At 63.7% G+C, this 18,561-nt stretch carries 14 protein-coding genes; 8 read left to right on the forward strand and 6 right to left on the reverse strand.

The annotated features are described in order from the left end of the window. Positions 1-222 precede the first annotated feature (222 nt). The 4 genes from CO657_RS01095 to CO657_RS01110 form a co-directional block, all read right to left on the reverse strand. Positions 223-4,005: a peptidoglycan-binding protein gene (locus CO657_RS01095; RefSeq protein WP_054183808.1), complete on the reverse strand. Its 3,783-nt coding sequence runs from the start codon at positions 4,003-4,005 to the stop codon at positions 223-225. 328 nt (positions 4,006-4,333) lie between these two features. Continuing rightward, positions 4,334-4,699, reverse strand: a complete 366-nt coding sequence (locus tag CO657_RS01100) for a VOC family protein (protein WP_054183785.1) — start codon at positions 4,697-4,699, stop codon at positions 4,334-4,336. 85 nt (positions 4,700-4,784) lie between these two features. Then, positions 4,785-5,486, reverse strand: a complete 702-nt coding sequence (locus tag CO657_RS01105) for an SDR family NAD(P)-dependent oxidoreductase (protein WP_054183784.1) — start codon at positions 5,484-5,486, stop codon at positions 4,785-4,787. 75 nt (positions 5,487-5,561) lie between these two features. Next, complete coding sequence (locus CO657_RS01110; protein WP_054183783.1) at positions 5,562-6,251, reverse strand: DNA-3-methyladenine glycosylase I; 690 nt, start codon at positions 6,249-6,251, stop codon at positions 5,562-5,564. A gap of 238 nt (positions 6,252-6,489) precedes the next feature. Here CO657_RS01110 and CO657_RS01115 point away from each other — a divergent pair, with 238 nt between their 5' ends. The 5 genes from CO657_RS01115 to CO657_RS01135 all read left to right on the forward strand — a co-directional run bounded on the left by CO657_RS01115 (position 6,490) and on the right by CO657_RS01135 (position 13,014). Next, on the forward strand, positions 6,490-8,286 hold the full coding sequence (locus CO657_RS01115) for an acyl-CoA dehydrogenase C-terminal domain-containing protein (RefSeq protein WP_054183782.1): 1,797 nt from the start codon (positions 6,490-6,492) through the stop codon (positions 8,284-8,286). A 203-nt stretch (positions 8,287-8,489) separates the two neighbouring features. After that, a complete protein-coding gene (locus CO657_RS01120; RefSeq protein ID WP_012556534.1) occupies positions 8,490-9,698 on the forward strand; it encodes an acetyl-CoA C-acetyltransferase in 1,209 nt (402 codons plus the stop codon). 2 nt (positions 9,699-9,700) lie between these two features. After that, positions 9,701-10,084 carry a cupin domain-containing protein gene (locus CO657_RS01125; protein WP_012556535.1) on the forward strand — a complete coding sequence of 128 codons (384 nt, stop codon included), beginning with the start codon at positions 9,701-9,703 and terminating at the stop codon, positions 10,082-10,084. A gap of 16 nt (positions 10,085-10,100) precedes the next feature. After that, the gene (locus CO657_RS01130; RefSeq protein ID WP_054183781.1) at positions 10,101-12,314 is read left to right on the forward strand and encodes a 3-hydroxyacyl-CoA dehydrogenase NAD-binding domain-containing protein; all 2,214 of its coding nucleotides are present in this window, start codon (positions 10,101-10,103) and stop codon (positions 12,312-12,314) included. Positions 12,315-12,804: 490 nt separating this feature from the next. Next, positions 12,805-13,014 (forward strand): cold-shock protein, encoded by a 210-nt coding sequence (locus CO657_RS01135; protein ID WP_003545273.1) that lies wholly within the window; start codon positions 12,805-12,807, stop codon positions 13,012-13,014. A gap of 161 nt (positions 13,015-13,175) precedes the next feature. Here CO657_RS01135 and CO657_RS01140 read toward each other — a convergent pair whose 3' ends face one another. Next, positions 13,176-13,676 (reverse strand): MarR family winged helix-turn-helix transcriptional regulator, encoded by a 501-nt coding sequence (locus CO657_RS01140; protein ID WP_052636253.1) that lies wholly within the window; start codon positions 13,674-13,676, stop codon positions 13,176-13,178. A gap of 58 nt (positions 13,677-13,734) precedes the next feature. Here CO657_RS01140 and CO657_RS01145 point away from each other — a divergent pair, with 58 nt between their 5' ends. From CO657_RS01145 to CO657_RS01155, 3 genes are all read left to right on the forward strand, one after another. Continuing rightward, positions 13,735-14,139, forward strand: a complete 405-nt coding sequence (locus CO657_RS01145) for a GFA family protein (protein WP_003588705.1) — start codon at positions 13,735-13,737, stop codon at positions 14,137-14,139. A gap of 83 nt (positions 14,140-14,222) precedes the next feature. Next, entirely contained in the window at positions 14,223-14,687 is a 465-nt protein-coding gene (locus tag CO657_RS01150) for a YybH family protein (RefSeq protein WP_003588704.1), read from the forward strand. Positions 14,688-14,949: 262 nt separating this feature from the next. Then, a complete protein-coding gene (locus CO657_RS01155) occupies positions 14,950-17,307 on the forward strand; it encodes a methyl-accepting chemotaxis protein (RefSeq protein ID WP_054183780.1) in 2,358 nt (785 codons plus the stop codon). Between the two features lie 60 nt (positions 17,308-17,367). Here the strand turns inward: CO657_RS01155 and CO657_RS01160 are convergent, their stop codons facing one another. Next, positions 17,368-18,561 carry an MFS transporter gene (locus tag CO657_RS01160; RefSeq protein WP_054183779.1) on the reverse strand — a complete coding sequence of 398 codons (1,194 nt, stop codon included), beginning with the start codon at positions 18,559-18,561 and terminating at the stop codon, positions 17,368-17,370.

Genomic DNA, 18,561 nt, shown 5'->3' on the forward strand with positions numbered 1-18,561 from the left:
GGGAGAGTTCGGCAGAAAGCCAACCCCACTCTCCGTCATCCTCGGCCTTGAGCCGAGGATCCATGCCGCGGCTGCTGGTGGATGCCGTGTGGATGCTCGGCTCAAGGCCGAGCATGACGGAGGGTGGGCGGGCACAAGGGACTATTCACGGCTCAGAGCCCGGTTCTGGAATGCCATCCACCAATTGCCAACGCGGATAAAGACCGTCCGCCGCGGCGTCTCTCAGATCGCCTTGGCTCCCTGCTTGTTGCGTTCGAGCAGCGCCTTGACGGTCGCGTCGGTCACCTTGCCGTCCGGCTCCTGGCCGATCGACTTCTGGAAGTTCTTGATCGCGGTCACCGTCTTGGCGCCCATTTCGCCATCCGGCGTCCCGGCGTCGAAGCCGTTATTGTTGAGGATCGCCTGGATGTTGCGGACCGCCTTCTTCATGTCGACGCTTGCCGTCTTCAGGCCGGTTCCCGCCCATTCGTCCGGAATGTCGATGGTATTGCTGCGGTGGTCGAGCGGCTCCGGCTTCCAGAGATCGGCCTTGGCGCGGGCGCGTTCGAGCTGGTCGGGCTTCATGGCGTTGGCCACTTCGTCGCGCTTCTGCGCCGCATCCTTGTCGCCGGCCTTGGCGGCGATCGCAAACCATTTGTAGGATTCTTCGAGATCCGCCGGAACGCCGTTGCCCCTCGCACAGAGGATCGCCAGGTTGAACTGGCTGTCGGTGATGCCGAGGTTGGCGGCCTTGGTGAACCACGAGGCCGCCGTCGCATAATCCTGCTGGCCGAGCGCGCCGGAGGCGTAGAGCACGGCGAGATTATGCATGGCGCTGGCATTGCCCTGGTTCGCCGCCTGTTCGTAGAAGCCCTTGGCCTTGGCGATGTCGCGTTCGACGCCGTTGCCCTTCTCGTACATGCTGCCGAGCCGGTATTGTGCCGGCGCAAAACCCTTGTCGGCCGACATCTGATACCAGCCTGCGGCCTGCTTCTGATCGACCGTGATGCCGTTGCGGCCGTCCGAATAACGCGCACCGATCTCAAACAGTGCCAGCGCATCGCCGCCCTGCGCCGCATCGGCGAGCGATTTCGGCTGGATAGTATCGGGAATGGTGATGGCGGCCTGCGGGGCGGATGCGGCCGGCGTGTTCGGGACGAAGCCCGATGTCTCCTGCGCAACGCCCGATGGGGCGGCCGGGGCAAGCGTCGCTGCCCCCTCGCCATCGAGCGGCGTTGCGTCGGTCAGATGATCGCCGGCAACCGGTGGGGCTGTTTGCGGCTGTGCCTGCTCGCCGGCCGGTGGCGTCGCCTCCGTTGCGGGAGCGGCCATGTCCGCCGCATTGTTCTCCGGCTGGGGTGTCACCTCAGGCGAGGCCGGCTGCGGGCTTTCCGTGGCGCCGGTCAGCGCCGAGACTTCGGCCGGCGCCTGCGGCGCGCTCTCGCCGCTCGTCAGCGTTCTGGCAAGCGGAAATGCCATGATCGCGAGCAGCACGGCGCCGACTGCCAGCAGGATCGGCCGGCGGTAGCGCGAAAAGGCGCTGGTCTTGCCTGTCTTATCCGTCTTGTCGGAAATCTTTCCGGCCTTGTCGGCAGCCTTCTTCTCGCCCTTGACGGCTGCCTGTTTCGGATTGGCGTCCACTTCCATCGCGGCCGCCTGGGCGGCGCGGCGGGCAGCGGCGATATAATCGGCGCGATCGGTTTCGGCGGCAGGTTTGCCGCGTGCCGCACTCTGGCTGGCGCGAACCCGCTCGAGGATCTTCTTGACGTCCGGTGCGCCAGAACCCGGCTCGAGCAGTTCGTTGGACGCGTCGCTCGGCACCACGTCGGCGGGATCGATCGACGGCGCGGGGTCGATCATCGGGCGTTCGGTTGCCCGGCTCTCGGCTTTCTTGCCGGGCCGCAGCCGCTTGCCGAGGCTGGCGAGCAGGCTGGCCTTTGCCGGTGCCGGTGCCAGCGCGGGGGTAGCAGCCTCCGGTGTTCTGGTCGCGGCTTCGATGGCGATCGCGCTCGTTCCGCTCATGGCGGTTGCCTGCGCCGGGGCGGCAGGTTCGGCGGCGACCTCGGCGGTGCGGATGACCGGAGAGGCCTTCGCCGTCGCGACAGCGGCCGGCGCTTTGTTCATCTCGGCCTCGGCCACCATCAGCGCATAGGGATCGACATCGAAATCGACCTCGGCCAACGGCATCTGGGCGGCGGGCCGCCCGCGCTCTTCCATGCCGTCGAGGCGGTCGGCGATATGCACCAGCGTCTCGTGCAGCGCCTTGAAGGTCTTGTGCGTGCGTTCCTCGCTGTCGCGGCTGATATCCTCGAGGTGGCGCAAATCTTCGGCGAGCGCCGTCAGCGCCGACATGTCGGCGGCGGGCACGCCGCCCTGTGCGGCGCCATTGCGCGAATAGGCCTCGACGACGGCTTCCGCCGCCTGGCGCGCCGCCTCGATGATATATTCGTCGCTCGTCGCCATATAATCTTCGATCGCGCCCATGCGCCGGTCGAGATCGGCGGGGATCGCGGCGCTTTCGCGCGGCTCGCTCATCAGGGCCGAAAGATTGGCGATCTGGTCTTCGAGGTTCTTCAGCGCATGCGGATCGGTCGGCGCTGCCGCCGTGCTTTCTTCCAGCCGGGCGGCGATGTCGCTCAGCCGTCCTTCGAGGCGCCGGAAGGCCCCGTCGTCGACCGCCGCGACAGGCGCCGGCGGCTGATGGGCCATCTCGTCGATGCGCCGGGCGAGATAATCGAGCCGCTGCGCCAGCACGTCGTTGACCGCGCCGTTTTCGAGCGCGTCGATCTTGCGGGAAATGTCGGAAAGCGGTCCGGTGAGGTCGGGCTGCGGCGCGGCCTTCTGGGTGTGCTCCAGCAGATAGGACAGATGTTCCAGCCGTTCGTCGAGCCGCGACGTTGCTTCCGCCTTGGTCAGCTCCTCGACGCGGGATGTCAGCGCCTCCAGCCGCAGCGCCAGCTCGTCATCAGGCGTTGCGCGATTGGCCGCATCATGGCTCATCAGGTCGATCTGGTCGGCGAGCGCCGAAAGCCGGCCTTCCAGCCGCTGCATCAGCCCCGGATCGTTGGCGGCGGCCGCGCGTCCGCTGGCCGCGATCGCCCGGCTGATTTCGTCGAGCCGCATGTCCATGGCGGCGAACTGTTCGGACATCACCCGGTCGTGCGGCTGGATCATGCTGCCGAACTGCTCCATCGCCGTGGCGATGGCGATGAGCTTGTCCTCGAGCGCCCTGACTGCCGGGCTTTCGCCCATGCCGCCGATATGGCGCTTGATGTCGTCGAGCCGATAGGCGAGCGACACCAGCTCTTCCTGCAGCCCCTCGGTATCGAGGGCGGCAAGCCGACTTTCGAAGCCGTCCCAGCGATTTTCCATATGGCGCAGCGAATCCTCGCGCGCCAGCCCGTCCATCAGCGAGCGCAGCTCCTCGAAATCCTCGCGAAGGCCGGTGGCCTCCGGGGCGCTCGAACGGCCGGTCAGCTGGGTGATGCTCTGGGCAAGGCGGCCCATATCCGCGCGCATGTCGTCGGCGAAGCGGCCGTCTCCGGCATTCGTCTTGATCTCGCGAAGTTCGGCGCGCAACGCGTTCATCTCGCGGGTGACGCCTTCGGAGATGTCGCGCTTCAGGTCCTGGCGCAGGTTGACGAGCGCCTGGGCGATCTCCGTCATCGTGTCGTCGCCGGCGCGGAAGGCGGGTGCCGCCTGCGGTGCGGGGCGCGGCGCAGGGTCGCGCAATTGCGGGGCCGGCTCGCGTCCGTAGGGCCGCTCACGGCCGGCTTCGAGCGCGCGCTGGCGCTGGCGTATTTCGGCGAGCGGATCCGGCCGCGGCTCGAGCGGCGCCCTTGCCGGGCGCGGCGTGTTGGAGCCGGCATAGGGATCGCGCTCGGCCGTTGCCGTGCGCGGCCGCTGTTCGCGCCCGCTGCCCATCAGCCCTTCAATGCGTGCCTCCAGCCCCTCGATCGTGCGGTTCAGCGCATCGAGCGAAGTCCTGTCGGACTGTCGGGAAGGATTTGATCGCGATCCGTTCATCTTCTTGCTCGCTTCGACTGCTCGACCCCTCGTCAGAGCTCGATCCGTGGCTTTTCCGTCTGTGGCCAGCGTCTTCACGCGGACCGGAGCATCTTTCATCAGAAGTTAGTCAATTAGACTTTCCTCAAGCTGAACGATGTAGCGGCACCCTTGAGAAACGCGAGACTGGGAAAAGGAATGCGGATTGCTATTGCTCAATCCGCACCTTTCACGAAACGTGGTAAACAAGCCGTTAATGTCGCTGAGAATTTTTTAACGTTTGGGCTCAAAACGCCGTTTTTGGCGGCAATTGCCGGCCAATTGGTCGGATCGAACGGCAGTGGCGCGTTCAGTCCGGCCGCTTATATTGCAGCTCGATCTTCACGCCCTCGGGGCCGTAAACGAAGACCTGGCCGAGATCGGTGTCGGGGATATCGTAATATTCGTAGCGATAGCCGCTCGCCTTGATGCGCTCCAGCGCCGGGGCGAATTCATAAAGGCTGAAGGCGACATGGTTGAAAATCCCCAGCGGAAAATCACTGCCGCGCGATGTCAGGCTGAGATGAATGACCGGGCGGTCGTCCAGATAGAGCCAGTGGCCGGGCGAGGGGAAGGGCGGCCGGTAGCCTTCCTCGACGCCGAGCACGGTCTTGAAGAAGCCGATCATGCGAGGCGCATCGCGTGTTTCGATCGTGACGTGGTCCAGGCGCGGCATCGGGTTCCTCCCAACCAGCTCTTTTAACGAAACATAGTCTGTTCGTAACCGCCGCGAAAGCGGCCTCTTCGGCGCCGCCGGCGGCTCAGAAGTTCTCCGTCCAGGGCCGGACTTCCACCTCCAGCGACCATGCACTGCGGTGCTGGCGAAGCACGTCGATATAGGTCTGGGCGATCGCATCCGGCAGCAGCGTGCCGTCGGGTTTCTCCGCCCGGTCCGGCCGGATTTCGGAACGCACGCCGCCGTCGATGACGAAATGGGCGACATGGATGCCCATCGGCCCGAGCTCGCGGGCGGCACTCTGGGCAAGACCGCGCAGCGCGAACTTGCCCATAGCGAAGGGGGCCGATTGCGCAAAGCCTTTCACGCTTGCCGAAGCGCCGGTGAAGAAGATTGCGCCGCGGCCGCGCGGTATCATGTGCTGCGCCGCCTGTTGCGCCACCAGAAAGCCGCCGAAGGCGGTGGTCGCAATCGCCTTTTCCACCTCGGCGGGGTCGAGTTCGGCAAGCGGGCCGCGCACCCGGGCGCCGGCATTGAAGATCACGACATCTGGCCCGCCGATGGTGGCGGCGGCCTCTTCGAACAGCGCCGCGACGCTGGCAGGCTGCGAAACATCGGCGCTGAATGCGCTGGCGCCTGTTTCCTCCAATAGCGCCTGGAGCTTTTCGATGTTGCGGGCGGCAAGCCCGACCTTGACTCCGAGCGCCGACAATTGCCGGGCGAGCGATGCACTGATGCCGGAACCCGCGCCGACGATGAGGGCGCTGGCATAGGGAAAGTCGGACATGAGTATCTTCCTGCGTGGATCGTCTGCAAGAGGTAGGAAGTGCCAATGGCTCGTGCCAGCGCCCTGGCCGGAATTTCAGTGCGGCCCTCCCGCATCGATCGAATAGGCGCTGATGCGCGAGAGGTGAATGAAGGAAAGGCCGGTCTCCTCGGCCCATTGGTTGAATGCCTGCTGGATCAGCGGCTGATCCTTCTTCGCTGCGCCGGAGGCAGACAGCGGCACGCCCGCCGATCGCAGGCAGGCGAGCACATCCATCGTGGCGACGAAGCTGTCGCGGCCGATGCCCCGCAGGAAATATTGCCCTGTCATGCCGCCGAGCCGACTGCCGCGTTTGCTCAACAGGTCGAGAAGGCCGATCTGATCCTCCCGCGGCCAGTCGGCGAAAAAGGCGCCGGCGCTGCCATGTTCCTTCGCCAGTTCCCGGATGAAGGCGGCATTGGCGCGCACCGACATGATCTTGGCGCCGTTGCGGATGATCCGTTCGTCCGAGGTCAGCTCATGCCAATAATCGTCGGGCGCGATATTCAGCATTGCCGGATCGAAACCGGAAAACGCCGCTTCGAAACCCGGCCACTTCGCATCGATCACCTTCTGGACGAAGCCGCTGTAGAAGATACGCCGGGTCATATCGGCGAGGATCCGGTCGTCGGACATGGCGCGGAGCCGCTCGTGATCCGGCCGATGCTTCTCGAGCATCGCCTGCAGCGCGGCCGCGCCGCCTTTCCGCTGCTCCGCACGCTGCCTTATCGCCTCGAAACTGATCATCCTGATGCATTCCCGATCTGCGGTTTAAAGAGCCTTCCCGCTTATACGCCGTTCCGCGGTGGACAAGGAAGGGGAGATGGCGTCTCGTCAGCCCGCAGCAGTTGCGGATTCGCGCCAGCAATTTTTTTCGCGAAAGGCGGCCAAGGTGCCGATTTTGACGTTTACGCAAACGTCAATATTTTGTAAGACAGTCCCCGAGGCCGGCGCGACCGGCAGTCGAATGGGAGGAATTTGACAGATGCCAGTCTACAAGGCCCCGGTAAACGATACGCTCTTCGTCCTGAACGACGTGCTGGGCCTCGAACGCTACAACAATCTGCCGGGTTTTGCCGACGCCACGCCCGATATGATCGAAGCGATCCTCGGCGAGGCGGCCAAGGTGGCCGAAGAAGTTCTCTTTCCCGTGAATTATTCCGGCGATCAGGAGGGCTGCACGCGCCATGACGATGCCAGCGTCTCGACGCCGAAGGGCTTCAAGGATGCTTACAAAGCCTATCGCGATGGCGGCTGGATCGGCCTTGCGGTGCCGGAGGAATTCGGCGGGCAGGGGCTTCCCTATACGCTGCATACCGCCGTCGGCGAATATACCTCCGCTGCCAACATGTCGTTGATGATGTATCCGGGCCTGACGCAGGGCGCGATCGCCGCGATCCTCGTCCACGGTTCGACCGAGCAGAAAACCACCTATCTGCCGAAGATGGTGGACGGCGCCTGGACCGGCACCATGAACTTGACCGAACCGCATTGCGGCACCGATCTCGGCATGCTGCGCACCAAGGCAGTGCCGCAAGCCGACGGCAGCTATAAGATCTCCGGCCAGAAGATCTTCATCTCCGCCGGTGAGCATGACCTGGCCGACAATATCGTCCACCTGGTGCTTGCCCGCATCGAGGGCGCGCCGGAGGGTACCAAGGGCATCTCGCTCTTCATCGTGCCGAAATTCCTGGTCGGCAAGGACGGTGCACTCGGCGCCCGCAACGCCGTCACCTGCGGCGCGATCGAACACAAGATGGGCATCCATGCCAACGCCACCTGCGTCATGAATTACGACGAGGCGACCGGCTTCCTGATCGGCGCCGAAAATCGCGGCCTCAACGCCATGTTCGTAATGATGAACGAGGCCCGTCTGATGGTCGGCCTGCAGGGCATCGCCATTTCCGAGATCGCCTATCAGAATGCCGCCAACTACGCCCGCGACCGCATCCAGGGCCGTTCGCTCTCCGGCCCCAAGGCGCCTGATAAGAAGGCCGATCCGATCATCGTCCACCCCGATATTCGCCGCACGCTGATGACCATTCGCGCCTTCAACGAGGCCGGCCGCGCCTTCCTGCTGTGGACGGCGCTGAAATCCGATATCGCCCACCGCGCCACCGACGACAAGGAGCGCCAGACGGCCGACGATATTCTCGGCCTCGTCACCCCGATCCTCAAGGGCGTGATGACCGACAAGGGCTTCGACCATGCCGTCATGGCCCAGCAGGTCTTCGGCGGCCACGGCTATATCGAAGAGCACGGCATGAGCCAGTATGTGCGCGATGCCCGCATCGCCATGATCTATGAGGGCGCCAACGGCATTCAGGCGCTTGATCTCGTCGGCCGCAAGCTCGCCCTGAACGGCGGCCGCGCCGCCATGGCGCTGTTCAAGGAGATCGGCGATTTCTGCGAGGAGAATCGCAGCGACGAAAAGCTCTCCTTCTTCACCAAGCATCTGAAGAAGGGCTTGAACGACGTCCAGGCCGCGACCATGTGGTTCATGCAGAACGCCATGGCCAAGCCCGACAATGCCGGCGCCGGCTCGACCGACTATATGCACCTCTTCGGCCTCGTCGTTCTCGGCTATATGTGGGCCAAGATGGCGAAAGCCGCCGAGGACGGCCTTGCTTCAGGCGACGGAGCCCGCGAGGATTTCCTGAGGAATAAGCTGATCACAGCGAAATTCTTCATGGAGCGCATCATGCCGGAAACCGCCCTTCGCAAGGCCCGCATCGAAGCCGGCGCCGACACGATGATGGAGCTGGCCGCAGAAGCGTTTTGAGATGAATTCCCCCTTCTCCCCAGCGGGGAGAAGATGTCCGAAGGACAGAGCGGGGGTGAGCGACGAAGGAGCGAACGGCCGCGCGTAGGCAAGGCCGAGTTTGCCGCGAGCGCGCCCTCATCCGACCTTCGGCCACCTTCTCCCGAGGGGAGAAGGGGAGTTGAGATTTACAGGCGCCGCCGCGCCGCCAGGGAGACGAGAATATGACCGAGGTTTTCATTTACGACCACGTCCGCACGCCGCGCGGCCGCGGCAAGAAGGATGGCGCCCTGCATGAGGTGCCGTCCGTCCGCCTGGCGGCCAAGACGCTGGAAGCAATCCGCGACCGCAACGGGCTGGACACTGCAACCGTCGACGACATCATCATGGGCTGCGTCGATCCGGTCATGGATGCCGGCGCCGTCATCCCCAAGGCCGCTGCCTTCGAGGCCGGTTATTCCACCCGGGCGCCCGGCATGCAGATCTCCCGCTTTTGCGCCTCCGGCCTCGATGCCGTCAATTTCGCCGCCGGCAAGATTGCCCAAGGGGCCGACGATATCGTCATCGCGGGCGGCGTCGAAAGCATGTCCCGCGTCGGCCTCGGCATGTCCGGCGGCGCCTGGTTCATGGACCCCTCGGTGAATTTCCCGGCCTATTTCATGCCGCAGGGCGTCTCGGCCGATCTCATCGCCACCAAATACGGTTTCTCCAGAACCGATGTCGACGCCTACGCCGTCGAGAGCCAGAAGCGCGCCGGACATGCCTGGGCCCAGGGCTGGTTCGACAGATCGGTCGTTCCGGTCAAGGACCAGAACGGCCTGACGATCCTGGATAAGGATGAGCATATGCGCCCCGGCACCGACATGCAGGCGCTCGCCTCCCTCAATCCCTCCTTCCAGATGCCCGGCGAGATGGGCGGCTTCGAAGCCGTCGGCATCCAGGCCCATCCGGAAATCGAGCGTATCAACTATGTCCACCATGCCGGCAATTCCTCCGGCATCGTCGATGGTGCCGGCGTCGTTCTGCTGGGCTCCAAGGCCGGCGGCGAAAGCATGGGGCTGAAGCCGCGCGCCCGCATCAAGGCCTTCGCCAATATCGGCTCCGATCCGGCCCTGATGCTGACCGGACCCGTCGATGTCACCGAGAAGCTGTTGAAGCGGACCGGCATGCGCCTTGCCGATATCGACCTCTTCGAACTGAACGAGGCCTTCGCCGCAGTCGTGCTGCGCTACATGCAGGCCTTCGACATCGATCACGACACGATCAACGTCAATGGCGGCGCCATCGCCATGGGCCATCCGCTCGGCGCCACCGGCGCGATGATCCTCGGCACGGTGCTCGACGAGCTCGAACGCCGCGATTTGAACACCGCGCTCGTGACGCTCTGCATCGGCGCCGGCATGGGCACGGCAACGGTTATCGAAAGGGTCTGACGATGAGCTTCAACACCGGCACGATCGAAACCGAATATGCCGAGGTCACCGAGCACTGGTCGCCTCGCGTAATCGCTGATCTCAACGGCCAGAGCGTCAAGCTCGCCAAGGTCCAGGGCCAACTCACCTGGCATTCCCACCGCGACGAGGATGAGCTTTTTCTCATCTGGAAGGGAGCGCTGACAATCGAATATCGCGACCGCCCGCGTGTACATCTCAAGGCTGGTGATTTTCACGTCGTGCCGAAGGGTGTCGAGCATAATCCGGTGGCCGAGGAGGAATGCTGGATCGTGCTTTTCGAGCCGTCGCAGACCAAGCATACCGGCGACGTCGTCACCGAAAAGACGAAGACAGTCGACGCGCAGCGCAGCCATTTGCCGGCCTGATCGGGGAGGAAACCTAATGACCTACATAAATTTCACGCTCGAAACCGACGCCGACGGCATCGCTCTCGTCACCTGGGACATGCCCGGCAAATCGATGAACGTCTTCACATCAGAGGTGATGGCCGAACTCGACGCCATCATCGACGCCACCACCGCTGATGCCGCCGTCAAGGGCGTCGTCTTCACCTCGGGCAAATCCTCCTTCTCCGGCGGTGCCGATCTGTCGATGATCAAGTCGATGTTCGGTTCCTATCAGGACGAAAAGGAAAAGAGCCCGGAGACGGCGGTGCAGACGCTCTTCGGCCTGGTCGGGCGCATGTCCGGCCTGTTCCGCAAGCTCGAAACATCGGGCAAGCCCTGGGTTTCCGCCATCAACGGCACCTGCATGGGCGGGGCTTTCGAACTGTCGCTCGCCTGCCATGGCCGCGTCGCCTCCAATGCCAAGAGTGTCAAGATCGCGCTGCCCGAGGTGAAGGTCGGCATCTTCCCCGGCGCCGGCGGCACCCAGCGCGTACCGCGGCTGGCCAACGCGCAGGATGCGCTGCAGATGATGACGACCGGTCAGTCGCTGAGCGGCTCCCGCGCCAAGGCGATGAACCTCGTGCATCAGGTGGTCGAGCCGGATCAGCTGATCCCCGCCGCCAAGCAGATGATCAAGGACGGCCTGAAGCCGGTCGCCCCCTGGGACGAGAAGGGCTTCAAGGTGCCGGGCGGCGGCATCTGGACGCCGGCCTCGGCCCAGCTCTGGCCGGCCGCACCCGCAATCCTGCGCCGCGAAACATCCGGCAATTATCCGGCAGCGCTCGCCATTCTGAAATGCGTCTATGAAGGCCTGCAGGTGCCGTTCGACACCGGCCTGAAGATCGAGCAGCGTTATTTCACCGAAGTGCTGCAGACCCGCGAAGCCTTCTCGATGATCCGCTCGCTGTTCATCTCCATGCAGGAGCTCGGCAAGGGCGCCCGCCGCCCGGCCGGTCTCCCGAAGGCCGAGCTGAAACATGTCGGCGTCGTCGGCGCCGGTTTCATGGGCGCCTCGATCGCTTACGTCACGGCCGCCGCCGGTCTGGCGGTGACGCTGATCGACCGCGACATGGAGGCGGCTGCCAAGGGCAAAGCGGTCTGCGAAGGCCTTGTGAAGGATTCTGTCGGTAAGGGAAGGTTTACGCAGGACGAGGCCGCAGCCCTTCTCTCCCGCATCACGCCCTCGGCCGACTATGCCGACCTCGCCGCTGCCGGCCTGGTCATCGAGGCGGTGTTCGAGGATCGCGAGGTGAAGAAGGCGGTCATCGAGGCCGTGGAAGCCGTGCTGCCCGAAGGCGCGATCTTCGCCTCTAATACTTCGACCCTGCCGATATCAGGGCTGGCGAAGAACTCCAAGCGTCCGGCCGATTTCATCGGCATCCACTTCTTCTCTCCCGTGGAGAAGATGATGCTGACCGAGGTCATCCTCGGCAAGGAGACCGGCGACAAGGCGCTCGCCGTCGCGCTTGATTATGTCGCGGCGATCAAGAAGACGCCGATCGTGGTCAACGACACTCGCGGCTTCTTCGTCAATCGCTGCGTGCTGCGCTACATGTCGGAAAGCTACGACATGCTGATCGAGGGCGTGCCGCCCGCGATGATCGAGAATGCCGCCAAGATGGCCGGCATGCCGGTCGGTCCGCTGGCGCTGAACGACGAGGTCGCCATCGACCTCTCGCTGAAGATCCTCAAGGCCACCGTCGCCGACCTCGGCGAGGAGGCGATCGACCCCAGGCATATGGAGCTTATCTCCCGCATGGTCGAAAAGGAGGGCCGCTTCGGCCGCAAGAATTCCAAGGGCTTCTACGATTATCCGCCGAAACCGGCGAAGAAGTCGCTCTGGCCCGAACTGAAGAGCCTCTATCCGCAGAAGAAGGCGGATGACGTCGACATCGCCGTCCTCAAGCAGCGATTCCTCGTCACCATCGCGCTCGAAGCCGCCCGCACCGTCGAGGAAGGCATCGTCACCGATCCGCGCGAGGCCGACGTCGGCTCGATCCTCGGCTTCGGCTTCGCGCCCTATACCGGCGGGGCGCTCAGCTATATCGACGGAATGGGCGCGAAGGCCTTCGTGGATCTGGCGGAGAAGTTAGCGGAGGCTTACGGAGATCATTTCAAGCCGACGCCGTTGCTGCGGGAAATGGCTGCCAAGGGTGAGACGTTTTATGGGCGGTTTGATCCTTATGCGGGGGCGAAGGTGGCGGCGTAAGCCGTTTTAGGGCGGGCGACTTTTACCGTCATACCGTAGCCGCCCCCCCTCTGCCCTGCCGGGCATCTCCCCCACAGGTGGGGAGATCGGCAAGTAGCCAAACCTTCCCGCCTCTCTATCGTTTCGCCCAGCCGTGACGCTAGTTGTTTGGGGAAGCCAGGGAGCCCAGCCAATCTCCCCACCTGTGGGGGGTCCGAAGGACGGGCGAGACCCGTGGCTCGCCCCGGACCCGGCAGGGCAGAGGGGGGCTGCCACGGCACGACGGCAAAGGTCCTTTTCGCCGCAGATGCACGAATTCGACTTTCCCGTGCGGACGCCTTGTCACGGACACAATTTCCGATTAAACGTTCTCGCATCGATCTTGCTAGATGAACTTTGAAACGGCGCTTGCGTCGTTCCTGGCGAACTTCCTCCAAAATCGGTTTTCATCGCCGCTCGTGCTTCGGCTCGCGCGGCAATCTTCTATGAACGATTCGAAAAGGATATCGTCATGAGCACTGGTACCGTAAAGTGGTTCAACGCAACCAAGGGCTTCGGCTTCATTCAGCCGGATGACGGCGCTGCCGACGTTTTCGTCCACATCTCGGCCGTTGAACGCGCCGGCATGCGCGATCTCAAGGATGGCCAGAAGCTGTCTTACGAGCTCGTCCGCGACAACAAGTCCGGCAAGATGTCGGCAGACCGCCTCCAGGCGGCTTAATCTTGACGCGTCCGCTGGGACGCGTGAAGCTTTGAATATCATCTCCGGATCGTGACCACGGATGTACTGGCACGGTTCGTTGAGATGGCAGGGAAGGTCGGGTTAGCCCGGCCTTTTTTATTTGCGGTCAGCCTCGGCCGTATCGTCGCTAGGCCGATCGTTCAGCCGCGCGACGCCTCTTCGGCCTCCAGCATCTCCATCACCCGCGCCATCACCGCCCGTGCGGTATCGAGTTCAGTTGCTGTAAACGCGGCGCCGAGCCCATCGGCCCATCCGGCCTGCGCCACCTCGATGACGCCGAGCCGCCCCGCCCCGTCCGCCGTCAGCCGCACTAGCTTGGCCCGCTGGTGCTGCGGGTTGTCGGCATAGGCGATCAGCCCTTCACCCTCCAGCACGTCGGCAAGCCGCTGCACACCCTGGCGGGCGAGGCCGAGGGCGCGGGCAATCTGCGCCACCGACATGTCGCCGCGCCTCGCCGCGGCCAGCACCTGCCAGCGCGCGCTTGTCTGTCCCGCGGGCTTTGCCAGCTGGTCTCCCGCCGCCGTCAGATGGCCGGCGAGACGAAGGGCGGTGATCGCGAAAGCGGAAAAGGCATTCCCCTCCATCGTTCGCTCCGGCCGATTTTGTTTGACAACATGTTGTCGATTATGTATCTCATCCATAGTGACAACATATTGTCATATCGAAGCGTTGAAGTCAACAGCGAGGGAGGCGAGCGCCATGAAGAAGACCTACAAGGGAAGCTGCCATTGCGGCAAAGTGCACTACGAGGTCGATATGGATCTCGAAGAAGGCACCGGCCGCTGCAATTGCTCGATCTGCGCCAAGCGGCGTTATTGGGGCGCCAACGTCAAGCCGGAAGATTTCCGGCTGATGTGCGACGAGGCTGAGACATCGGACTACCAGTTCAACACGATGAGCGGCCATCACCGCTTCTGCCGCACCTGCGGCGTGCCGGCCTACGGCAACGGTTATGTCGAGGCGATCGGCGGCGCCTATGTCTCGATCAACATCGCCTGCCTCGACGACATCACCCCTGAGGAACTGGCAGCCTTATCAGTCCGTTATTACGACGGCAGGCACGATGCCTGGTGGAACGAGCCTGAAGTGACGAGTTATCTCTGAAGCAATTCAGCAAATTGCGTGGCGGTTGTCGGATCGTCTTCCTCTCGTTCGTCCTCTGGCCGTCGTGGAAAAGGAGAACGATCGTGAAAGACGAAGCCAATGCCAGGCATGAAGAAGAGGCGATCATCGCCATGCTGATGATGCGGGCCAAGGCGCTCGGTGAAAAGAACGCCGAAGAGGCGCTTTCCTATGAGGCCGAGGATTCCGTCGAGTTTTCGCTGGCGCCGCCGCTCGTCATCAATGGCAAGGACGAGGCCGGCGTGCAGGCCTGGTTCGATACCTGGGAAGGCCCGATCGGTGGCGAAGTGCGCGATGCCAGGTTGACGGTCGGCGGCGATGTCGCCTTCTGGAGCGGTCTGACGCGCATGACCGGCACCAAGACCGATGGCACGGAGGTCGATCTCTGGTTCCGCCAGACCCTCGGCCTCGTCAAGCGGGATGGCCGCTGGCTGGTCGTCCATCAGCACGCTTCCGTCCCCTTCGCCATGGATGGCAGCGGCCGTGCGCTGCTCGATCTGAAGCCGGAAAGTGCAGGCCCTGCGGAATAATTCCGTCGTCTTCCAAGCATGCCGCGCAGACCGTGCAGCGGTTCTGCGGCAAAGACATGCGTCAAAAACAAAGACTTAAAGCGCGTGCACGGATCTCAAGGATAGTGGCGCCGCTTTGGAGCATAAGAACTTTCTTTTAATCAAATTTTGCAAGCATGAATATTGGGGGGCCTTCAGTTTCTGCTGGATGACGGTTGTTTAAACGCGCCGGCGAATTGGACTTGAGGCATGCGCCAGTACAGCAGCGAAGGCGAGCGGGAACATGCTTTTCAAGTCTACGACAGGTCGCAATCTTTTCTCTGTGGCGGCCTGCGGCGTCATTGCCGTTATTGTCGCTTCGGGGGCCATTTTCTATCGGTCCTATACTGAAATTCGCAGCGGCAGCATCGAACAGATGCGCCAGATCGCGACGGCTGAGGCGCTGAAAGTCGAAAAGAATATCGGCGGCACCGTGCATATCGTGGACGGGCTGAACGCCGTGCTGACGACGATGAAGGAAATGGGCGACACCGATCGTGCCAAGGCGGACAAGGTCTTGCACAACATGCTGCAAGCCAATCCCCCGGTCCTTGGGATTTGGACCGGATGGGAGCCCAATGCTTTCGACGGCAAGGACAAGGATTACGTCGGCAAGGAAGGACACGACACGACGGGGCGCTATGTGCCCTATTGGGTGCGCAGCGGCGGCCAGATCACCCATACGGCTTTGACGGATTACACCATCGCCGGAGCGGGCGACTATTATCAATTGCCGTTCACGCAGCGCAAAACCGTGATCATCGAGCCTTATTCTTATGCGATCGATGGAAAAGACGTTTTGATGACCTCCGTCACCGAGCCGGTTGTGATCGACGGCAAAGCCGTCGGCGTTGCCGGCCTTGACCTTTCGCTTCAGGACACCGCCAAGGCGCTGTCAGCCAGCCGACCGATGGGAGCGGGTTTTCTTGGCCTGGTCACCAGTGCCGGCAAGATCGTCAGTCACCCGGATGCAAGCCTCATCGGCAAAAGCCTGTCCGAGACCGGCACGAAAACTGCGGATTGGGACCATCTCATCGCCAATCCCGGTGCTGAGCGTGAAGTGACCAATGAGGACGGCAGCGTCTCCCTGGCGATTGCCACCGCCGTCAAGCTTGCCGAGGGCTCCAATTGGTATGCGGTCGTTTCGGTCCCGAAGGCGACACTCTTCGCACCGCTCTATGCGGTGGTGCGGGATGCCATCGTCGCGACGAGCCTGGCGGCGGTGCTGCTGGGCCTTGCCGGATGGTTGATCGCACGCCGGTTCGTCGGCCGGATTTCCGGCGTCATCGCCGAGACTGCCGCGATCGCCGCGGGCAAACTCGATGTGACCCTCAAGGACGGCGAGGCGAAGGACGAAATCGGCGATCTCTCCCGCTCGCTGAAGGCGCTGTTGGAGAGCAACCGCGACAGGGCGCGTCTGGAAGCCGAGGCGGAAGAAAACCGCGCGCTGCAGGAACGAGAGCGCGCCGAGCGCGCCCGGATCGATCAGGCCCAGGAAGCGGACGTCAAATTCGCCGTCGGTGAATTGGCGCTGGGGCTTGCCAAGCTTGCCGAAGGCGACATGACGAGCGCGCTCGAGCATCCTTTCGCGGCGACGCTTGACGAGACCCGCATCAATTTCAACGAGTCGGTCGTCAAGCTGCGTTCGGCGCTGGTATCGTTCTCGCAAAATGCCGAGGTCATCCAAAGCGGCACCGAGGAGATCCGTTCTGCGGCCGACGATCTGGCGCGCCGGACGGAACAGCAGGCTGCCTCCGTCGAGCAAACGGCCGCAGCGCTTGAGCAGATTACGACATCCGTCAAGGATTCGACGGCGCGTGCCGAAGAAGCCGGGTCGATGGTTGTTCGCACGAAGGAAAATGCCGAACGGTCCGGCCAGATCGTGCAGCGGGCTGTCGAAGCGATGAACGACATCGAACAGTCCTCCAAGTCGATCTCCAATATCATCGGCGTCATCGATGAGATCGCCTTCCAGACAAATCTGCTTGCGCTGAACGCCGGCGTCGAGGCCGCGCGCGCCGGTGAAGCGGGCAAGGGCTTCGCGGTCGTCGCTCAGGAGGTCCGGGAGCTGGCGCAGCGCTCGGCCGGCGCGGCCAAGGAGATCAAGGCGCTGATCAGCGCCTCAGGCGGCCAGGTGCGGCATGGCGTTGCCCTGGTGCGTGAGACCGGCGATGCCTTGGACGGGATTGTTGAGGAGGTGCAGCAGATCGACCGCAATGTCCACGCGATCGTTCAATCCGCGCGCGAGCAGTCGACCGGCCTTCAGGAAATCAATACCGCCGTCAATCAGATGGATCAGGCGACGCAGAAAAATGCGGCGATGGTCGAGGAGTCGAATGCGGCAGCCCACACGCTTGCGACCGAGGTCTCCGCCCTGTCCGGACGGTTGGGCCAGTTCCGCCTCGATACGGGCACGGGCATGACGTCGGCGCTATCGCGCTCGAACGCACCGCGTCCGCTCACCGCGCCGAAAATCGTCTCGTCGCATGCGACGATCCCGGTTCCCTCGCCGGCCCGTGCCTTGAAGAAGACGCTGGCGGCCGCGCTTGGCGGCGGTTCAAAGGCGACCGCTCCGGCCGATCACGGCTGGGAGGATTTCTGACCCGATCCGTTCAACGGAACGGTGACGAATGCCCTCCATGGGTGATTACGGCGGCCGTCCTCAGGCCGCCGCTTTCCGCCGCCCGGCGCGAAGCCCCAGCAGTCCGGCACCCATCAACAGCAGAATTACAGTCGCATAGATATCTGTCGTCAGCGCATAACCGGCCGATTTCGCCAGGAACCCGGCAAGGATCGCCGGCAGGCTGAAGGCGAGATAGCTCTGAACGTAGAAGGCCGACAGCAGCCCGGCCCGTTCATCCGCCTTGGCGAGCGGCATGATGGTGCCGATCGAGCCAAGGAAATTGGTGCCGAAACCGGCGCCGGTGAAGACCGTGCCGATGAGCAGCAGCGGCACATTGGCGAGATGCACGCCGGCAACGACCGTCAGAATACCGAGCGTCTTGGCCGACACGCCGAAACCGAGATTGGCCGAGGCCGACTTGCCGCGCCTGAGATAGACGGTGATCGCTCCGCTCGCCATCAGCGCAGTCACGACGGCCCCGCCGGTCAGCGGCGCGCTGCTGCCGGTGGTGCTGGCGACCAGCGACGGGACCAGCGAAAGATAGAAGCCGGCGAGCGTCCAGTTGGCGATGTTGATCGGCGTCACCAGCGACAGCGGCCGCTTCGCCTGCGCGGGGATGGCGACTCTCGGGATCAGCGAGCCGAGCGCGCCCGGCCGAGTGCCGCCGGTCTCGTGCGTCAGCCAGATCGCGGCCGCCAGCAGCGTGAAGGCGAGAAGCAGCAGCGCGTAGGTCAGATGCATCGGGAAGGGGCCGTATTGGATCAGGGCGCTGGTGCCGACTGCCCCCACCGCCATGCCGCAAAGCGGTGCGATCGAATTGACGATCTGCCCCTTTGCCCGGTCGACATCGACGAGCGCGGCGCCGAGCGAGGCGCCGGCGATCCCGGTCGCAATACCCTGGACGATCCGTGCCGCAATCAGCCAGCCGGGGCCGCTGGCGACAACGAAGAGACCCATGGCGATGATTTCGAGGACCAGGGCGAAAAAGATCACCGGCTTGCGGCCGAGATGGTCGGAGATCGAACCGGCGGTCAGCAGTGCTGCCAGCAGCGCAAAGGCGTAGACGGCGAAGACCACCGTGATCAGCACTGGCGAGAGCGAGAAGTTTTCCTGATAGATCCGGTAGAGCGGCGTCGGCGCAGCGGAGGCGCCGAAAAAAGTGGCGAGCGTCAGCGCATGGAAACCGATCGAGGGGTGCGGCGCATTCTCGGTGGATTTGGCTGCGGCGACCAT

The sequence above is a fragment of the Rhizobium acidisoli genome, from assembly GCF_002531755.2.
Taxonomy (GTDB): domain Bacteria; phylum Pseudomonadota; class Alphaproteobacteria; order Rhizobiales; family Rhizobiaceae; genus Rhizobium; species Rhizobium acidisoli.